This window comes from Halobacillus amylolyticus (genome assembly GCF_022921115.1).
Taxonomy (GTDB): Bacteria; Bacillota; Bacilli; order Bacillales; family Halobacillaceae; genus Halobacillus_A; species Halobacillus_A amylolyticus.
On record NZ_CP095075.1, the window covers coordinates 3,609,657 to 3,625,750 of the forward strand.

General features: G+C 43.0%; 12 protein-coding genes. 5 read left to right on the top strand and 7 right to left on the bottom strand.

The features are described from left to right. A complete protein-coding gene (locus MUO15_RS18225) occupies positions 1–867 on the top strand; it encodes an ROK family protein (protein WP_245031550.1) in 867 nt (288 codons plus the stop codon). Between the two features lie 52 nt (positions 868–919). Here the strand turns inward: MUO15_RS18225 and manA are convergent, their stop codons facing one another. Next, positions 920–1,765 carry a mannose-6-phosphate isomerase, class I gene (gene manA / locus MUO15_RS18230; RefSeq protein ID WP_318036173.1) on the bottom strand — a complete coding sequence of 282 codons (846 nt, stop codon included), beginning with the start codon at positions 1,763–1,765 and terminating at the stop codon, positions 920–922. Positions 1,766–2,028: 263 nt separating this feature from the next. Here manA and MUO15_RS18235 point away from each other — a divergent pair, with 263 nt between their 5' ends. The 4 genes from MUO15_RS18235 to MUO15_RS18250 all read left to right on the top strand — a co-directional run bounded on the left by MUO15_RS18235 (position 2,029) and on the right by MUO15_RS18250 (position 8,725). Next, the gene (locus MUO15_RS18235) at positions 2,029–2,757 is read left to right on the top strand and encodes a MurR/RpiR family transcriptional regulator (RefSeq protein ID WP_245031552.1); all 729 of its coding nucleotides are present in this window, start codon (positions 2,029–2,031) and stop codon (positions 2,755–2,757) included. A gap of 130 nt (positions 2,758–2,887) precedes the next feature. Next, complete coding sequence (gene mngA / locus MUO15_RS18240) at positions 2,888–4,846, top strand: PTS 2-O-a-mannosyl-D-glycerate transporter subunit IIABC (RefSeq protein ID WP_245031554.1); 1,959 nt, start codon at positions 2,888–2,890, stop codon at positions 4,844–4,846. 23 nt (positions 4,847–4,869) lie between these two features. Beyond that, positions 4,870–7,485, top strand: a complete 2,616-nt coding sequence (gene mngB, locus MUO15_RS18245; RefSeq protein ID WP_245031556.1) for a mannosylglycerate hydrolase — start codon at positions 4,870–4,872, stop codon at positions 7,483–7,485. A 481-nt stretch (positions 7,486–7,966) separates the two neighbouring features. After that, a complete protein-coding gene (locus tag MUO15_RS18250; RefSeq protein ID WP_245031558.1) occupies positions 7,967–8,725 on the top strand; it encodes a putative hydro-lyase in 759 nt (252 codons plus the stop codon). A 46-nt stretch (positions 8,726–8,771) separates the two neighbouring features. On the opposite strand, the gene MUO15_RS18255 is transcribed toward MUO15_RS18250, so the two are convergent. From MUO15_RS18255 to MUO15_RS18280, 6 genes are all read right to left on the bottom strand, one after another. Next, positions 8,772–9,959 (bottom strand): NRAMP family divalent metal transporter, encoded by a 1,188-nt coding sequence (locus tag MUO15_RS18255; protein WP_245031560.1) that lies wholly within the window; start codon positions 9,957–9,959, stop codon positions 8,772–8,774. A 24-nt stretch (positions 9,960–9,983) separates the two neighbouring features. Next, positions 9,984–10,754, bottom strand: coding sequence for a LamB/YcsF family protein (locus tag MUO15_RS18260; protein ID WP_245031561.1), 771 nt, complete (start codon positions 10,752–10,754; stop codon positions 9,984–9,986). Further along, complete coding sequence (locus MUO15_RS18265) at positions 10,755–11,765, bottom strand: 5-oxoprolinase subunit C family protein (protein ID WP_245031563.1); 1,011 nt, start codon at positions 11,763–11,765, stop codon at positions 10,755–10,757. After that, positions 11,749–12,450, bottom strand: coding sequence for a 5-oxoprolinase subunit PxpB (gene pxpB, locus MUO15_RS18270; RefSeq protein WP_245036083.1), 702 nt, complete (start codon positions 12,448–12,450; stop codon positions 11,749–11,751). The genes MUO15_RS18265 and pxpB overlap by 17 nt, the downstream gene beginning before the upstream one ends. A gap of 308 nt (positions 12,451–12,758) precedes the next feature. Next, positions 12,759–14,675 carry a TRAP transporter permease gene (locus tag MUO15_RS18275; RefSeq protein ID WP_245036084.1) on the bottom strand — a complete coding sequence of 639 codons (1,917 nt, stop codon included), beginning with the start codon at positions 14,673–14,675 and terminating at the stop codon, positions 12,759–12,761. Between the two features lie 123 nt (positions 14,676–14,798). After that, positions 14,799–15,824, bottom strand: a complete 1,026-nt coding sequence (locus MUO15_RS18280) for a TAXI family TRAP transporter solute-binding subunit (RefSeq protein WP_245031564.1) — start codon at positions 15,822–15,824, stop codon at positions 14,799–14,801. Positions 15,825–16,094 lie beyond the last annotated feature (270 nt).

The following is a 16,094-nucleotide window of genomic DNA, read 5'->3' on the forward strand; positions in this document are numbered from 1 at the left end:
ATGAAATTAGGTGCAATTGAAGCTGGCGGAACGAAGTTTGTCTGTGCGATTGGCAATGAACAAGGGGATATTTTTGAAAAAACAGTCATTCCGACAGAGCATCCGGATGTAACGATGCCGGTTGTTTATCAGTTTTTCAAAGGCAAAGGGGTCGAGCGTATCGGGATTGGCAGCTTCGGCCCCATTGATGTAAATGAAGCGAGTGACAGTTATGGAACGATTCAAAACACTCCGAAGATCGACTGGGTGGATTTTCCACTTGCCAAAAGGCTTGCTGACCAGTTACATGTGCCTGTAAAGGTGGACACCGACGTCAATGTAGCTGCTTTGTCTGAGGCAGAGTGGGGAAATGCAACCGATGTGGATTCTTGTCTCTATATTACTGTAGGCACGGGCATTGGAGCTGGAGCGATCGTGAACGGGACCACATTAAACGGATTGTCACATCCTGAGATGGGACATATTGCCGTGAAACGTCATGATGACGATTCGTTTGCAGGAGCGTGTCCTTATCATAATGATTGCTTAGAAGGAATGGCTTCTGGACCTGCACTTGAGAAACGTTGGGGGAAAGCAGGCAAGGAATTGGCCGACGATGAGAGAGTATGGGAAATCGAAGCACATTATTTAGCCCAAGCTCTCGTTAATTATATTTATATCTTGTCACCAGAGCGGATTATTATGGGTGGCGGTGTGATGCAGCAGGAACACCTTTTTGACCTGATTCGAAAAAATGTAATGGAAAGCTTAGCGGGTTATGTAAGCTCACCGTTTCTATCTGCTGAAAACATAGATCGATATATTGTTCCTCCTGGATTGACAGATGAGGCGGGAGTCAAGGGTGCACTTCTTTTAGCATCTAAATGAAAATAAGCCACATTCCAATTGGTAAAAGGGAATGTGGCTTATTTTTGTATCGTTACTTATTTGAATGTGAAGTAATGAGTGAAGCTCTTCCCTCTACCGTGTAGGACTCAACGGTTGCAGGGATGATGAAGTGATCCCCTTTGCTGAATGGAAACACCCCTTCATCTGTGATAATGTTGCCTTCACCCTCTAAAGCACTGAACAGTTGATAGTTCTCGTAAATGATCGGATTACTTTTCCCATCTAAACTTAGGTGATGAACAGTGAAATAGGCTTCCTCCACTAACTTCTCAGTACGGACACCAGCCTCTAGTGCATGATCGCGTTCAAGAGATGGATTCACGTGCGGCACATTCGTCACATCAAGTGAACGATCTAAGTGCAGTTCACGTTTCTGACCATCTTTGTCTGTACGATCGTAATCGTAAACACGGTAGGTAATATCCGAACTTTGCTGGGTTTCCAAAATTTGAATCCCTTCCCCGATCGCATGAATCGTCCCGCTTGGAACATAGTAGAATTCCCCGGGCTGGACAGGGATACGATGAAGCAGTTCGTCCCATTGCCCATTCTCAATCATTGAGGCCAGTTCTTCTTTGCTGTTAGCATGGTGGCCAAAGATAATTTCGGCCCCTTCCTCACAATCAATCACATACCAGCATTCCGTTTTCCCATAGGTTTCATCTTCAACATTCCTAGCATACTCATCGTCAGGATGAACTTGAACAGATAAATCCTTTTTTGAATCCAATATTTTTACGAGTAATGGAAACTCATCGCCTTCTTCATTTCCGAAAAGTTCTCTATGATTATTCCAGGCTTCAGCTAACGTTTTTCCCCGAAGCGGTCCATTCTTTATCAGGTTTGATCCGTTAGAATGTCCAGAAATCCCCAGCATTCGCCAGTGGTTTCCGAGGGTATCTCGTAATTGAAAATCTCTTTAAGTTTCGTTCCGCCCCATAGGCGTTGTTTAAATTCGGGTTGTAGAAAAATGGGTTCATTGTACATTTTTGTTTAACACCTCTTTGAATAGTTCAACTCATTAAAGGTCATTGTATCATAACACCGCTTTCTCACAGGAAAATATTTTTGCAAGCTGCCGTATTATAGCATGTTATAATAGGGCTACTTTTTAACACGAACGATAGAGGTGAGTTAACGATGAACTTACAAGATCGTGCTCATAAATATGAGTACAAATTAAATGATACGGATGACCAAGTTGTCGATTATATACTTGAGAATAAATCAACTGTGGTTAGCATGTCGATCCAATCATTAGCCAAAACACTGTATACGGTGCCTAATACGATCACGCGGTTATCAAAAAAGTTAGGGTACGACGGGTTTTCACAGTTAAAAAATAGTCTTAAGGAAGAAGTACAGGAACAGGAATCAAACCACGACACCAGTATTCAATACAATATGAAACGTACACTCGAGCTGCTGGATCATGATAGGCTCGCTGAAATCGCGAAAAAGATTCATCAGGCTAATCATATCTACGTTTTTGGTGTTGGGGATACCGTCCCATTTTGCGAGATTCTCTCTACCCATCTTAAAATTGGCGGGAAAACGGCTGAGTTTTTCTTACACCGTCATGATGCGGTTTATGCGATTAACCATGCCAACAAACAGGATGTTCTCTTTTTGATCAGCATGTCTGGTGAAACGAAGCAAATTGTAGAAATGGTCGACTTAGCCAAGTCAAGAGGTGTCACAATCATCTCGTTAACCCACTTTACACGCAACACATTACAGGCTAAAGCTGACTATAAATTTTTCTTCTATTCCCCTAAGCGTATGCTTGAGAACTATAATACCTCTGATAAAACTCCAGTCATGCTAGCCCTTCAAGTATTATCTACTATCATTTGGGAAAACGTATAATGTGTATAAATACACATGAAAACGGTTTCCTTCTGTTTGTTCGTGTACTTTTTTCAAAATAAGCAAACGCTTACTTTCCCTATGCTAAGCTGAGGTCAAGTTTCAATTATGCACTTGAGGAGGCAAAGTGATGAGATTACAAAGTTTGACCTCATCTAACTTAATAACTACGAATCAGTCCTTTTCTACCAAAGATGAAGCGATTCGTTATTTGGTAGACCAGCTGAATAACAATGGCAAGCTTCACTCCAAAGAGGATTTCTACCAGGCCGTTCTTGAAAGAGAGTCTTTATCTCCTACCGGTTTTGAAGGAGGATTAGCCATTCCTCATGGTAAATCCACGGCGGTAAAGGAAGCGGCCTTTGCGGTTGCTACGCTTGAAACCCCTTTAGAGGATTGGGAGAGCATTGACGAAGAGAACAAGGTTGAGCTCGTCATGCTATTAGCGATCCCGGAAAATGAAGCTGGATCAACGCATCTTAATTTGTTGGCTGAATTAATGACAAGGTTAGCAGATCCAGCTTATAAAGAAAGACTTATGAAAGCGAAAACAAGTGAAGAGTTCTTCATAGGTCTTGATCATGAAGAAGAGCAGCAGGAAGCAACTGAACAACAAGTTGATAAAACAATTCTTGCTGTTACGGCCTGTCCAGCGGGAATTGCTCACACGTATATGGCTGCAGAAGCTCTGGTCAGGGCAGGGAATGAATTAAATGTAAAAGTTATCGTTGAAAAACAGGGAGCTAATGGCATCGAGGATCGCCATTCGAAAGGTCAAATCGCCCGGGCTGATGCGGTGATTTTTGCAGCAGACGTTGCTGTGAAGGATCGGGAAAGATTCTCACGCTTGCCACGAGTTACGACAACGGTTGCTGCGCCTTTGAAAAATGCCAAAGGGATTCTTGAAGAAGCGATAGAAAAGTCGAATCAATCCCCAAAGGCAGCAGAAGATGTTCAAGAAGCGATAGAGGACGACGAGCCTGAGAATAAACCGTTTAAGACAGAGATAAAAGATTCGATTATGACTGGTATTTCATATATTATCCCGATTATTGTAGCAGGGGGAATGACGCTTGCCTTTGCTGTATTAGTCTCACAAGCGTTTGGATTACAGGATGTGTACGCAGAAGAAGGTTCCTGGCTTTGGCTGCTCCGTCAATTAGGTGGGACGATGCTTGGCACAATCATGGTTCCCGTGCTATCTGCTTACATGGCGTACTCTATTGCCGATAAACCGGCACTTGGACCAGGCTTTGCTGCTGGTATCGCTGCGAACTTAATCGGCAGTGGCTTTTTAGGTGGTATGCTCGGTGGTCTCCTAGCTGGTTACATTATTAAGTTTTTGAAGAAACATGTGCAAACATCTGGCACGTTTGCAGGATTTGTAAGTTTCTGGCTCTATCCTGTTGTCGGTACACTTTCAGTCGGCGCGATTATGTTGTTTGTTGTTGGAGAGCCTCTGGCTGCCCTGAACAACGGACTAATCAGTTGGCTTGAAGGGTTATCAGGTGGAAATGCTATTTTGCTTGGAGCGATTCTCGGTGCGATGGTTTCCTTTGACCTTGGTGGACCTGTCAATAAGGCTGCCTACACGTTCTGTATCGGAGCGATGGCAAGTGGAAATATTATGCCGTACGCTGCCTTCGCCTCTATCAAAATGGTTTCAGCTTTTGCTGTAACAGGGGCTACGATTGTTGGTAAAAAGTACTTTACGAAACCTGAACAAGAAGTTGGGAAGCAAACGTGGCTTCTTGGCTTAGCTGGGATTACTGAAGGTGCTATTCCGTTTATGATCAATGATCCGATCCGGGTTATTCCTTCATTGGTTGCTGGTTCAGCAGTGACAGGCGGAATTGTGGCTTACTTTGGAATAGGATTAAATGTTCCGGGAGCAGGAATCTTTTCACTAGCTCTATTAGATGGCCCACCATTATTTGCAGCTGCTAGTATTTGGCTCGGATCTGCCTTGATAGGTGCATTTATATCCATGGTATTACTGATTATTACACGTAAAAATAAACTGAAAAAGCAACCTAGAACAATGACACAGGCTGAAGAAAACGTACAAATGGAAACAGCTGTGAACTAATAGAAGTAAGGAAGGGATTACGAATGAAGCAGGTGCACATCGTCCCCCACATGCATTGGGATCGTGAATGGTATTTTTCTACCGAGGAATCACGTATTTTACTCGTTAATAATATGGAAGAAATCATGGACCGTTTGGAAACTGATCCTGACTATCCTTACTATGTCCTAGATGGACAGACATCTATTTTAGAGGACTATTTCGCTGTCAAACCTGAAGCAAAGGATCGTGTGAAGAAACTTGTTCAAGCAGGTAAGCTCATCATCGGTCCATGGTACACGCAAACAGATGAAATGGTAGTAGGCGGCGAGTCGATCGTAAGAAATTTACTGTATGGAATCAAAGACAGCAAGGAATTTGGCAATCCGATGATGATCGGCTATCTACCTGATTCGTTTGGACAATCGGCGCAGATGCCTCATATTCTTAATGGGTTTGACATTAAGTACACCATCTTCTGGCGTGGTACGTCAGAACGGCACGGGACCGATAAAACAGAATTTCATTGGGAGACAAAGGATGGATCTAAGGTTCTTGTGCAACTGCTGCCACTTGGTTATGCAATCGGAAAATATTTGCCGCAGGACGAAGCGGCTTTACAGCAACGCATGGAGAAATATTTCCCGGTACTTGACCGCGGAGCTACAACTGATCATCAGTTACTTCCAAATGGTCATGATCAAATGCCGATTCAAAAAGATATTTACGAGGTTATGGAGAAATTGAAGCAGCTCTATCCAGATCGTGAGTTTTTCCTAAGTAAATACGAAAATATCTTTGCTGAACTAGAAAAACAAGCAAATCTTGCGACATTAAATGGTGAATTTTTAGACGGTAAGTATATGCGTGTTCACCGTAGTATTTTTTCAACACGGATGGATATTAAAGCAGCCAATACTCGTGTTGAAAACAAGATTACCAATCTACTAGAACCGTTAGCTTCAATGGCTTATGATTTAGGCTTTGAGTATCATCACGGGTTGATCGAATTGATTTGGAAGGAAATTATGAAAAATCACGCCCATGACAGTATTGGCTGCTGTTGTTCAGATAAAGTCCATCGTGAAATAGCGAATCGCCTGTTTTTGGCAGAAGAAAAAACAGACCAGCTGATCGAGTTTTACAAACGGCAGATGGTCGATTCTATGGAAACGAGCCATGACATGGATCGCTTAACCCTGTTCAACTTTCTTCCTTATGAACGAGAAGAGGTAGTAACGATGGAAATCATCTCGAAGTACAGTGCCTTTTCGTTGGAAAATGAAGAGGGAGAAGCTGTCGAATATGAGGTCCTTCAGGCCGAAGAAATTGATCCTGGCTTGATTGATAGACAGATTGTTCATTATGGGAATTATGAGCCTTTTATTCAGTATAAAATCCAGCTTAAAGCAACACTTCCGGCAATGGGCTATCGAACTCTTTTTGTCAAAGAGGGTCAAGAGTCCCGTGGTCATAGTAAACAGAACAAACAGTCGATAGAAACCGATTATTACAAGATTTCCGTGAATAGCAATGGTTCGTTAAACATTTGGGATAAACAATTAGAGAAATCTTTTGACCAAGTCCTTTTACTGGAAAATGGCGGCGACGATGGAGATGAATATGATTATTCTCCACTTGAGAACGAAGAGTTAATTTTCAGTGACGATGTGGAGGCTGATGTTGCACTTGAACAAAACGATTACGCTGCATCCATTGATATTCGCTACTCTATGGATGTACCAAAGGATATCAAGGAGCGCAAGGCTGGAGAGAGAACAAGTAAAGTGGATGTACACTTTAACCTTTCCATCTCAAATCATAAACCAATCATTGAGGTTACGTGTGAATTAGACAATTTTGCTAAAGATCATCGGTTGCGTACGTATATTCCAACAGGACTTAGCTCGTCCTTCTCTATTGCTGATAACCAGTTTGGCCATATCAAAAGGGATGTTTATGATGCGGCTATGGATGTGTGGCAAGAGGAAAACTGGAGTGAACGTCCGGACCCAATCTATCCGATGCTGAATTTTATCGGATTATCTAATGAGCGGTATGGTATAAGTGTTCTGACAAACAGTACGAGGGAGTACGAAATCGTAGGGGAGTACTATGATACGATTGCTTTAACGTTATTTAGAAGCATAGGTCACTTAGGTAAAGCTGATATGATACGCCGACCAGGTAGACCTTCAGGGATTAAGCTGCCGACGCCGGATTCTCAAATGATCGGAAAACTTACGCTGGACTTTGCCTTATATCTACACAAGGGGAGTACATTACAAGCAAATGTGGCCAAAGTGGCCAAAGAATATCTAACGCCTGTTCATACGTATAATAAGATTCCTTATAATGCGATGAAATTAAATGAATCAGGAGTTAAGACACCTCTATCGTTTCAACTTTTGAAAGAGGAAGGTACACACGCTGTGCTAAGTACACTGAAAAAATCTGAACAGGATGACACTTTGGTCCTAAGGGTATTTAACCCATCGGATGAGGCTTCTGAAGCTATCTATCATTTTGGTGACGAAGTAAAAGAAGTTTACCGAACCAATTTGAATGAAGATCGACAGGAAGAACTCATTCCAGATCAAGGGACTCTGACTGTGCCATTAAAGGTAAATCAATCACAAACGATTTCGATAAAAAGATAAGGAGTGAAGGCCAGAGAGCAAATCTCTGGCTTTTATTATTTAGAGGGAGTAGGAGGGGCCCAATCTATGGGCAGCTTATCTGTGATTATTGGATAGTTTTTTCGATATTCTAATGATAGAATCATAATAGCAATAGCAACTACATAAGCAAGGAGGAAGCTGAACTCCCTGCAAGAAAGGGGGGAAGCTTATGACGACATACGAAGCATTTAGTCTATCGCGGTACTGACATTGATTGTAACGATTGTATGATTCGGGAATGGATTCGATCCAAAACTGAAAAGATTATTCCCAAAATCATAGGATTCTCCCCGATTTTCCAATAATTCTACCCAAAATTCAAAAGATTCTACCCAAAATCACCAAGATTCTGCCCAAACGTTAGATACCACTCTCCAGCCAAAAAGAGTTTCTAATTTAAGTTACAGCGGTCTTCTTTTATAATGATATTAACCAGATAATAATAAATGGAGGCTGTCGTATGAAACCGAAACAGCAACGTGAAAAATTTCGCTCAAACGAATACACAGGAACAACATCTGGTATGTGTGACAACTACTTACAAGCTAACATGATCATTTTGCCGAAGGAGTATGCCTTTGAATTCCTGCTATTTTGCCAGCGGAATCCTAAGTCATGTCCGATAGTTGATGTACTCGAAGCGGGTGTCACTCACCCCCGGATAGCTGACGCTGATATTCGAACCGATTTGCCTAAATATCGCATTTATCGTAATGGGGAACTAGAAAAAGAGGTCGTTGATATTACAGATGAGTGGCGAGACGACTTTGTTACGTTTCTAATTGGCTGCAGTTTTACTTTCGAAAAGGCGCTAACGGAGGAGGACATCGGGCTCCTTCACCAGGAACAAGACAGGGTCGTTCCGATGTACAAAACGACTATTCCTTGTGAGAAGTCAGGCCGCTTCGAGGGAAACATGGTTGTCAGCATGCGTGCTTTGAAAGAGGACGAAATCGAAAAAGCAGTCCAAATTACTGAGAAATTCAAGACCTCCCATGGTGGACCTATTCACATCGGGAATCCAGCAGAAATTGGCATTGCTGATCTTCAAAACCCCGATTATGGGGAAAGTGTTTCGTTTAATGAGAGTGAACGAACACCCGTGTTTTGGGCCTGTGGTGTAACACCGCAAAATGTAGGCCTCAATGTCAAACCATCAATCATGATTGCCCATGCACCCGGGCACATGTTAATTACTGACCAACTAGAAGAACAGTAAAAAAGAAGTCAACAAACGTGTGCGTTCTGTTGACTTCTTTTTGTATTTAACTGAATAATTGCGGGATGCCGTTAATAAGCGTGATAACACCCATATAGGCCATTGCGACAACGATGATTGCTCCAAATATTGTCATCCAGGATGGGTGCCGGTAGTCGCCGACAATTTTTGTTTTATGTGCAGCAACTAGCATGACACCTAAAGCTATTGGTAAAATTAATCCGTTTACTGAACCAACTAATACTAAGATACTTACAGGCTGACCTACAAACACGAACACAAGGGTGGAGATCGTGATAAAACTGATTGTCAGCCATCTGTGGTATTTTTCTAGTACGGGGCTGAACGACCTTAGGAATGAAACGGACGTATAGGCAGCTCCTACAACGGAAGTGACAGCTGCAGCCCACATGACGACACCGAAAATTTTATATCCGACCTGTCCGGCTGCGTGCTGAAATACGGACGCGGGCGGATTGCCATCGTCTAAAGGCAGGCCTTGGGCTACCACACCTAGAACGGCTAAGAATAAAAAGATTCTCATGATTGATGCTACCCCAATGGCGTAAACAGAGCTTTTGGTAACCTCAGGGAGGGCTGCTTTCCCTTTTAACCCAGCATCAATCAAACGGTGTCCGCCGGCGAAAGTAATATAACCGCCGACCGTTCCTCCGACTAACGTAACGATAGCTAAGAAGTCGATGGTGTCGGGCGCGAACGTTTTGGCAACGGCTTCACCTACAGGGGGCTGGGCTGTGAACATCACATAAATGGTAAGAGCAATCATGACAAATCCGAGAAGCTGTGTGAAGCGGTCCATTAGACGACCCGCTTCTTTCACTGTGAAAATTCCAATCGCTAAAACACCACTGAGGATTGCTCCCAGTTTAGGGTCTATGCCGAGCAAAACGTTCGTTCCTAATCCCGCTCCGGCGATGTTTCCAATGTTAAAAGCGAGTCCGCCGGCGACAACCAGGGCGGCCAGGAAATAACCTAATCCCGGGAGTACGTCATTTGCGATGTCTTGGGCACGTTTTTCACTGACAGCAATGATTCGCCATATGTTCATTTGTGCTCCGATATCAATAATAATGGATATGAGAATAACAAATCCAAAACTCGCTGCAAGAGTTTCAGTAAATACAGTCGTTTGTGTTAAGAAGCCTGGTCCTATGGCTGAAGTAGCCATTAAGAAAGCGGCACCAATCAAAATACTGCGGTTGGTTGTTTTCATCGGATTCTACTCCTATCTATGATGTTATAGTATATCTTGGATTTTTTTAACTGCAATATCCGCTTCTCTAAGCGATGCTGAAATATTTTTAGCAAAGTCGAGCGCGGTCACACCGTCACCGTGAATACAAATCGTATCAGCCTGTATCTCAACATCTGAACCCTGGGCGCTCATCACTTGTTTCTCTTTTACCATACGAATGACTTGTTTGATTGCTTCTTCTGGGTCGGTAATCAGGGCATTTGATTCGGTTCTTGATGTAAGTGATCCATCCATTTGGTACGTACGATCAGAAAAAACTTCGTTCGCTGTTTTTAGTCCAACTTTTTCCCCTGCTTTAACGAGTTCGCTTCCAGATAAACCGAATAAAATCATGCCTGGGTCAACGTTATAGACCGCCTCTGCGATGGACTCAGATAATTCAGCATCTTTCGCAGCCATATTGAATAGGGCTCCGTGCGGCTTAACGTGCTGGATGCGACCGCCTTCTGCTTTTACAAAACTGGATAGGGCCCCGATTTGATAAACGACTAAATCATAGGCTTCTTTAGGCGAAATGGCAATATTCCTTCGGCCAAAACCTGCCAAGTCTTGAAGGCCCGGGTGAACCCCAATTCCGACATTCTTTTCGAGAGCGAGCTTGACTGTTTTCCTCATTGTTGATGGGTCACCTGCGTGAAAACCACAGGCAATGTTTGCTGAGGTCACGTAATCGAGAATTTCTTCATCACGCCCCATTTTGTAGGCTCCAAAACTTTCGCCCATATCACAATTGATGTCTACTAAATAACTCATTTAAACGTCCTCCTGTCCTTTTAATGTAATCGATCTCTTTAAGAGTTGAATCGCCTTTTCCTGATGGATGAAAGCTTTTTGAGCATCTTCCAATGTTACCTCTGTGAAGGTAATTTGATCACCTGGTTTGAGCTGACTTACAAGAGGCAGATCAACGGAAGCAATCTGTCCAATCTTCGGGTAACCACCTGTTGTCTGCCGATCAGCCATTAAGATAATTGGATTTCCGTCAGGCGGAACTTGAATCGAACCAAATGCCACAGCCTCCGAGATGAGCTCTTTAGGATTTTGTAAGGAGAGGGTTGTTCCATTCAAACGGTAGCCCATTCGATCTGATTGGGAGGAGATCGTAAAAGGTTCCTTATAAATATTCTGCTGGCTTTCTTCATTAAATAACGCATACTGGGGTCCTTTAATTAGTTGGATCAGTGGTTGGGAAGAATAGTCAGGGATCATATCGGCCGACGGTGTCCAATCCGTTTCATAAAAATGGCCGTCTTGCATTTGTTTACGCATATGGGCCAGTTTACTTGTCTGCTCCTGATCTGGTGGTCGGATCGAAATCTCATCACCGGATTTTACTGCCCGTCCTTGATATCCTCCAATTTTTGCCCTTATATAGGTCGACTGACTGTCCATAACATTTGGTATATCCATGCCGCCAGCTATCGCGATATACGCTCTGCACCCTGACTGACTTTTACCAAATTTTAAGACGGAACCTGCCTTTACATAGATTGCTCTCCACATATGTACTTTTTCACCGTTAATGGTGGGGGACAGGTTCCCACCGCAAATGGATAGGAGGACGTCTTCTTGAAATTCGATAGCAGGTCCAAGCAGCGTGGCCTCAAGCGTCGCTTCCGCTTCATCATTACCTACTAGTAAATTCGCTATTCGATGTGCATATGGGTCCATGCTGCCGCTTACAATGACACCATATTTTTGATAGCCTGTCCGCCCTAAGTCTTGCACACTTGTCAGCAATCCTTCCTTAATTATTTTCATCATTAATAGACTCCTCCCAGTTGTGGTACTCTTCTTCGGTGATTTCTTTAAAAGTAATCAAATCCCCGGCACGCAGTAAACTTGGAGTCTCTTGTTCTGGAGTGAATAACCTCATTGGCGTCCGGCCAATCAATTGCCAGCCACCGGGTGTTTCAATAGGATAGACGCCAGTCTGCATCCCAGCAATTCCTACCGTTCGTTCAGGAATAGCGAGCCTAGGTGAGTCTCGTCTCGGTGCAGCAATTTTTTCGGACATCCCACCGATAAAAGGAAAGCCAGGCGCGAATCCAATCATATAGACGGTGTACTGACCACTGCTGTGGATGTCAATCACTTCTTTTGTTGAAAGGTTATTATGCTCGGCAACAAATTCTAAATCAGGTCCAAACTCACCGCCATAACATACAGGAATCTCAATCGTCCTGACTGATTCCGCTTCACCTTCTTTCACAGTTGAAAGCAGGGACTCAACCTTCTTTTTAACTATTGTGTAGGGGAATACATCATCAGTAGCTAATTGAAGAGGATCATAAAAAAGCGTAACCGTCGTGAATGCGGGTATGTATTCAACCATCCAATCAGGTTTTTCTTGATCGAATAGGTGGGAAAGAATGCGTACTTTATTTTGTGCATCTTCATTAATCTCATCACTAATCGTAATAACAATGGCCTGATCACCAAGGGGGATAACGAGTAATTCACTGTTTCACCTCAAATCGGTTAGAGTTTTCTGAAATTATTTTAATTATAGATCATTGTACAATATGTGACAAATAGCTTGTTAATCTTCCATAGTCTTGACATACAATGCGGTATTCAGGCATTTAAACTGCATAATGTACTATTGTTATAAAAAGTAGGGGAACTTAAAATAGCTAAAGTGGAAGACTTTTCAGGGATCATCCTTGCCTGTTAGATTGCTTGAATAAAAAAAGTCTGATCCGAGATGTTCGTACACCTGGATCAGACCCTTTATTACTTATTATTAACCGTTTATTACGAGGTCGTTGCTTCTTGTTGTCCTGGACCACTCTTATTATTTCGAATAAATTGCAGAGCTGTCACTACAGCAAAAACAGCTAAGCCTGCCAGAGAGATAACATACTCAGGATAGACGAGCAGCAACCCGCCAGCGAATAGAAAGATACGTTCAAGCCAATTCACCTTGCTGACAAAATAGCCAATCATGGCAGCACTGATGCTGGCCATTCCTAACAAGGCCGTAACGACGGCAATCGAAACATTCACGAAGTTGGCATCCCCCTGCAAGAGCAAAATCGGCTGGGAAACAAACACATAAGGAATAATGAATGCAGCGATAGCTAGTTTTACGGCTGTGACTCCGGCCTTCATTGGATTCGCCCCTGCGATCCCTGCTCCTGCATAGGCCGCTAAACATACAGGCGGTGTGATATCGGCTACGATTCCAAAATAAAACACAAACATATGAACAGCAATGACCGGAACGTCAAAGGCTAACAAAGCTGGTGCAGCCATTGTTGCTGTTACAACATAGTTCGCTGTCGTAGGGAGTCCCATACCTAGGATAATACAGGCAATCATCGTAAAGAACATGACGAGGAAAAACTGTCCTTGCGCCAAGTCAATAATGCCCCCTGCAATTTTTGGTCCTAGTCCCGTAGTCGTTACCGTTCCTGCAATAATTCCAGCCGTCGCACAGGCGGCAATGACAGGAAGAGCTACTCTCGCGCCTTCTTCCAGCAGCTTGATGATGCCTCTTAAGGACATTCGTGTATCGTTCCGGAAAAAGCTAATCACAAAGGCTGTCCCTATCGCGAATAACGCAGCATAAGTTGGTGTGTAACCAACAAGTAAAAAGCCGATAATGATGACTAATGGCAGGAATAAATCGATTCGTTTGGCCAGGTTTTTCGTTTTCGGGAGTTCCTCTTTTTTAAGACCCATAATTCCTTGCTTCCGCGCTTCAAAGTGAGTACCTAGGAACACCCCGGCAAAATATAAAACGGCCGGAATAATGGCTATGACAATGATCTCATTATAAGGAATTCCAGTGTAGGAAGCCATGATAAAAGCGGCAGCCCCCATAATAGGCGGCATGATTTGTCCACCTGTTGAGGCAGAGGCTTCAGATGCAGCTGCAAAATGTGGCTTGAATCCAGCGTTTTTCATCATAGGAATGGTAAACGATCCTGAGCCGACTGTATTTGCTACTGAACTTCCGCTTACCATCCCTTGCAACCCACTTGCAGCAACAGCCGCTTTCGCTGTCCCACCTGTGTAACGGCCTGTTAAACGTAAGGCAATATCATTAAAGAATTGCCCGATATTCGTTTTAACTAAAATGACCCCAAAGAATAGGAATAAATAAATGTAAGTAGATGAAATTTGAATGGGTATGCCAAAAATGGAACTGGAACTATAGAACATCTCTGTTGCCAGTGTAGGCCAGTCATAACCGGCGTGACCGATGACTGGGATAAATTGCCCGAACAGGCCATAAAGCAAAGCCGCGATCGCAATAATGACAATCGGGAGTCCAACTACACGGCGCGTCGCTTCAAGTAATAAAAGTATCCCCGCCGTTGCGACGATTTGATCCATGTACGTAAAACCAAAAATAATCGCTTCATTAATTAATCGTTCATAATTGTAGATAATATAGTAGTTAGAAAATAATGCGGCAATCGCTAAGAGTGCATCATACCAAGGTACACCTCGTTTTTTTGTCAAGGAAGACTTGAATGGATATAAGAGATAGACCAAACATAAGCCTGCCCCTAAATGGAGGGCCCCCTGAACCAGTGACACATAGGATCCTCTAAAAGCAGTGTATAGCTGAAAAATAGTTAAAGCTCCGCCGAGGATTAATGTCACCCAGCCCCATGGTCCTAAATTTGTACGAAAGGCGCTTTCTTTGTCATACTTAGCCATAAGTTCATGTTTATCTATTTCCTTCGTTTCCTTTGCAGACACTGTTCTACCCCCTTTTCACATTGAAAAATAATAGTGAGGTGAAAGAACCGGACATTCTTTGTCCGGTTCTCAAGCCAACTACTATTCGATAATCCCTGCTTCTTTAAAGTACTTCTCAGCACCCGGGTGAAGAGGAAGGTCCTTAGCGCCGGTTAGCGCGCTATCTTCCGTAATTAATTTTGCCTGGGCAATCGTCATATCGCCCGCTTTTTCATAAAGTGTCTTCGTAATTTTGTAAGCCAAGTCCTCACTTACTTGATCTTTAGATGCTACTAGCAAAGCCATAGCTGTAACGGTTTGGACAGGCTCGTCTTGCCACTCGTATGTGCCCGGTTCTACCGTATACGCTTCATATTGACTATTTTCAGTGACTTCTTTAAGTGCCTCTCCTTCAATATCAAGGAAATTAACCTCACCTGTAGCAGCAGCTAGCTCATCTGTTGTAGATGAAGGGACCCCGACAACGGCAAATGAAGCATCAATCGTACCATTTTGCAGCTTACTTTTAGCATCGCCGAAACCTTCTTCGTACGCTTCGTAATCGCCTTCTTCAATCCCGTAGGCCGATAACACGAGCTCAGCTGCTTCACGTGTTGCCCCGCCTGGAGGCCCAATCGCAACACGCTTTCCTTTTAAGTCCTCAATTGACTCAATGCCAGTAGAATCTAATGTAACAACTTGCAATGCTTCAGGGTAAAGGGAGCCGATCACACCTACATTGTCCATCTCTTTACCTTCAAACTCTCCTGTACCTTCTGTCGCATTAATCATCGTTGTATTTTGAGCAATTCCAAGTTGGAAATCACCCGACTGAATTTTAGCGATATTCTCTACAGAGGCACCAGACTCTACAGAACTGACGTCAAAACCATCTACATCGATATTATCTGTCCAAAGGTTTGCCATCTCTCCACCTAATGGATAATAAACGCCTCCCACACTACCTGTTCCCATGGTTAAGTTTGTCATCGTTTCTCCGCCGTCACTTCCACCATCACCACTGTCTGAACTGGAATCACCGCCGCCTTTTCCACTCTCGCCACAGGCACTTAGGATCATGCCGATAGCTAAGACGAATACGAATAAAAATAGCGTTTTTTTCTTCAAAAAAATACCCCCTTAATATTTTTGTTCATATTTAAAACATAATGATAGATTTACCAATATGTTTAAAACATAAAGTTGTAGCACATCGATTCGTCATTTTTGAAAACTTGTTCACAAATTCGTGACTAACGTGTACAGCGAGGTAGATTATAAAATCATCTAATCATTAGGTTTTAAGAATAATAGAATTTAGATGCACCAAGAATCTTCTACAGATCAATATAAGGCGACTATTTATGTAGTTCTTGAGAACTGGTCAGCCGCGATTAT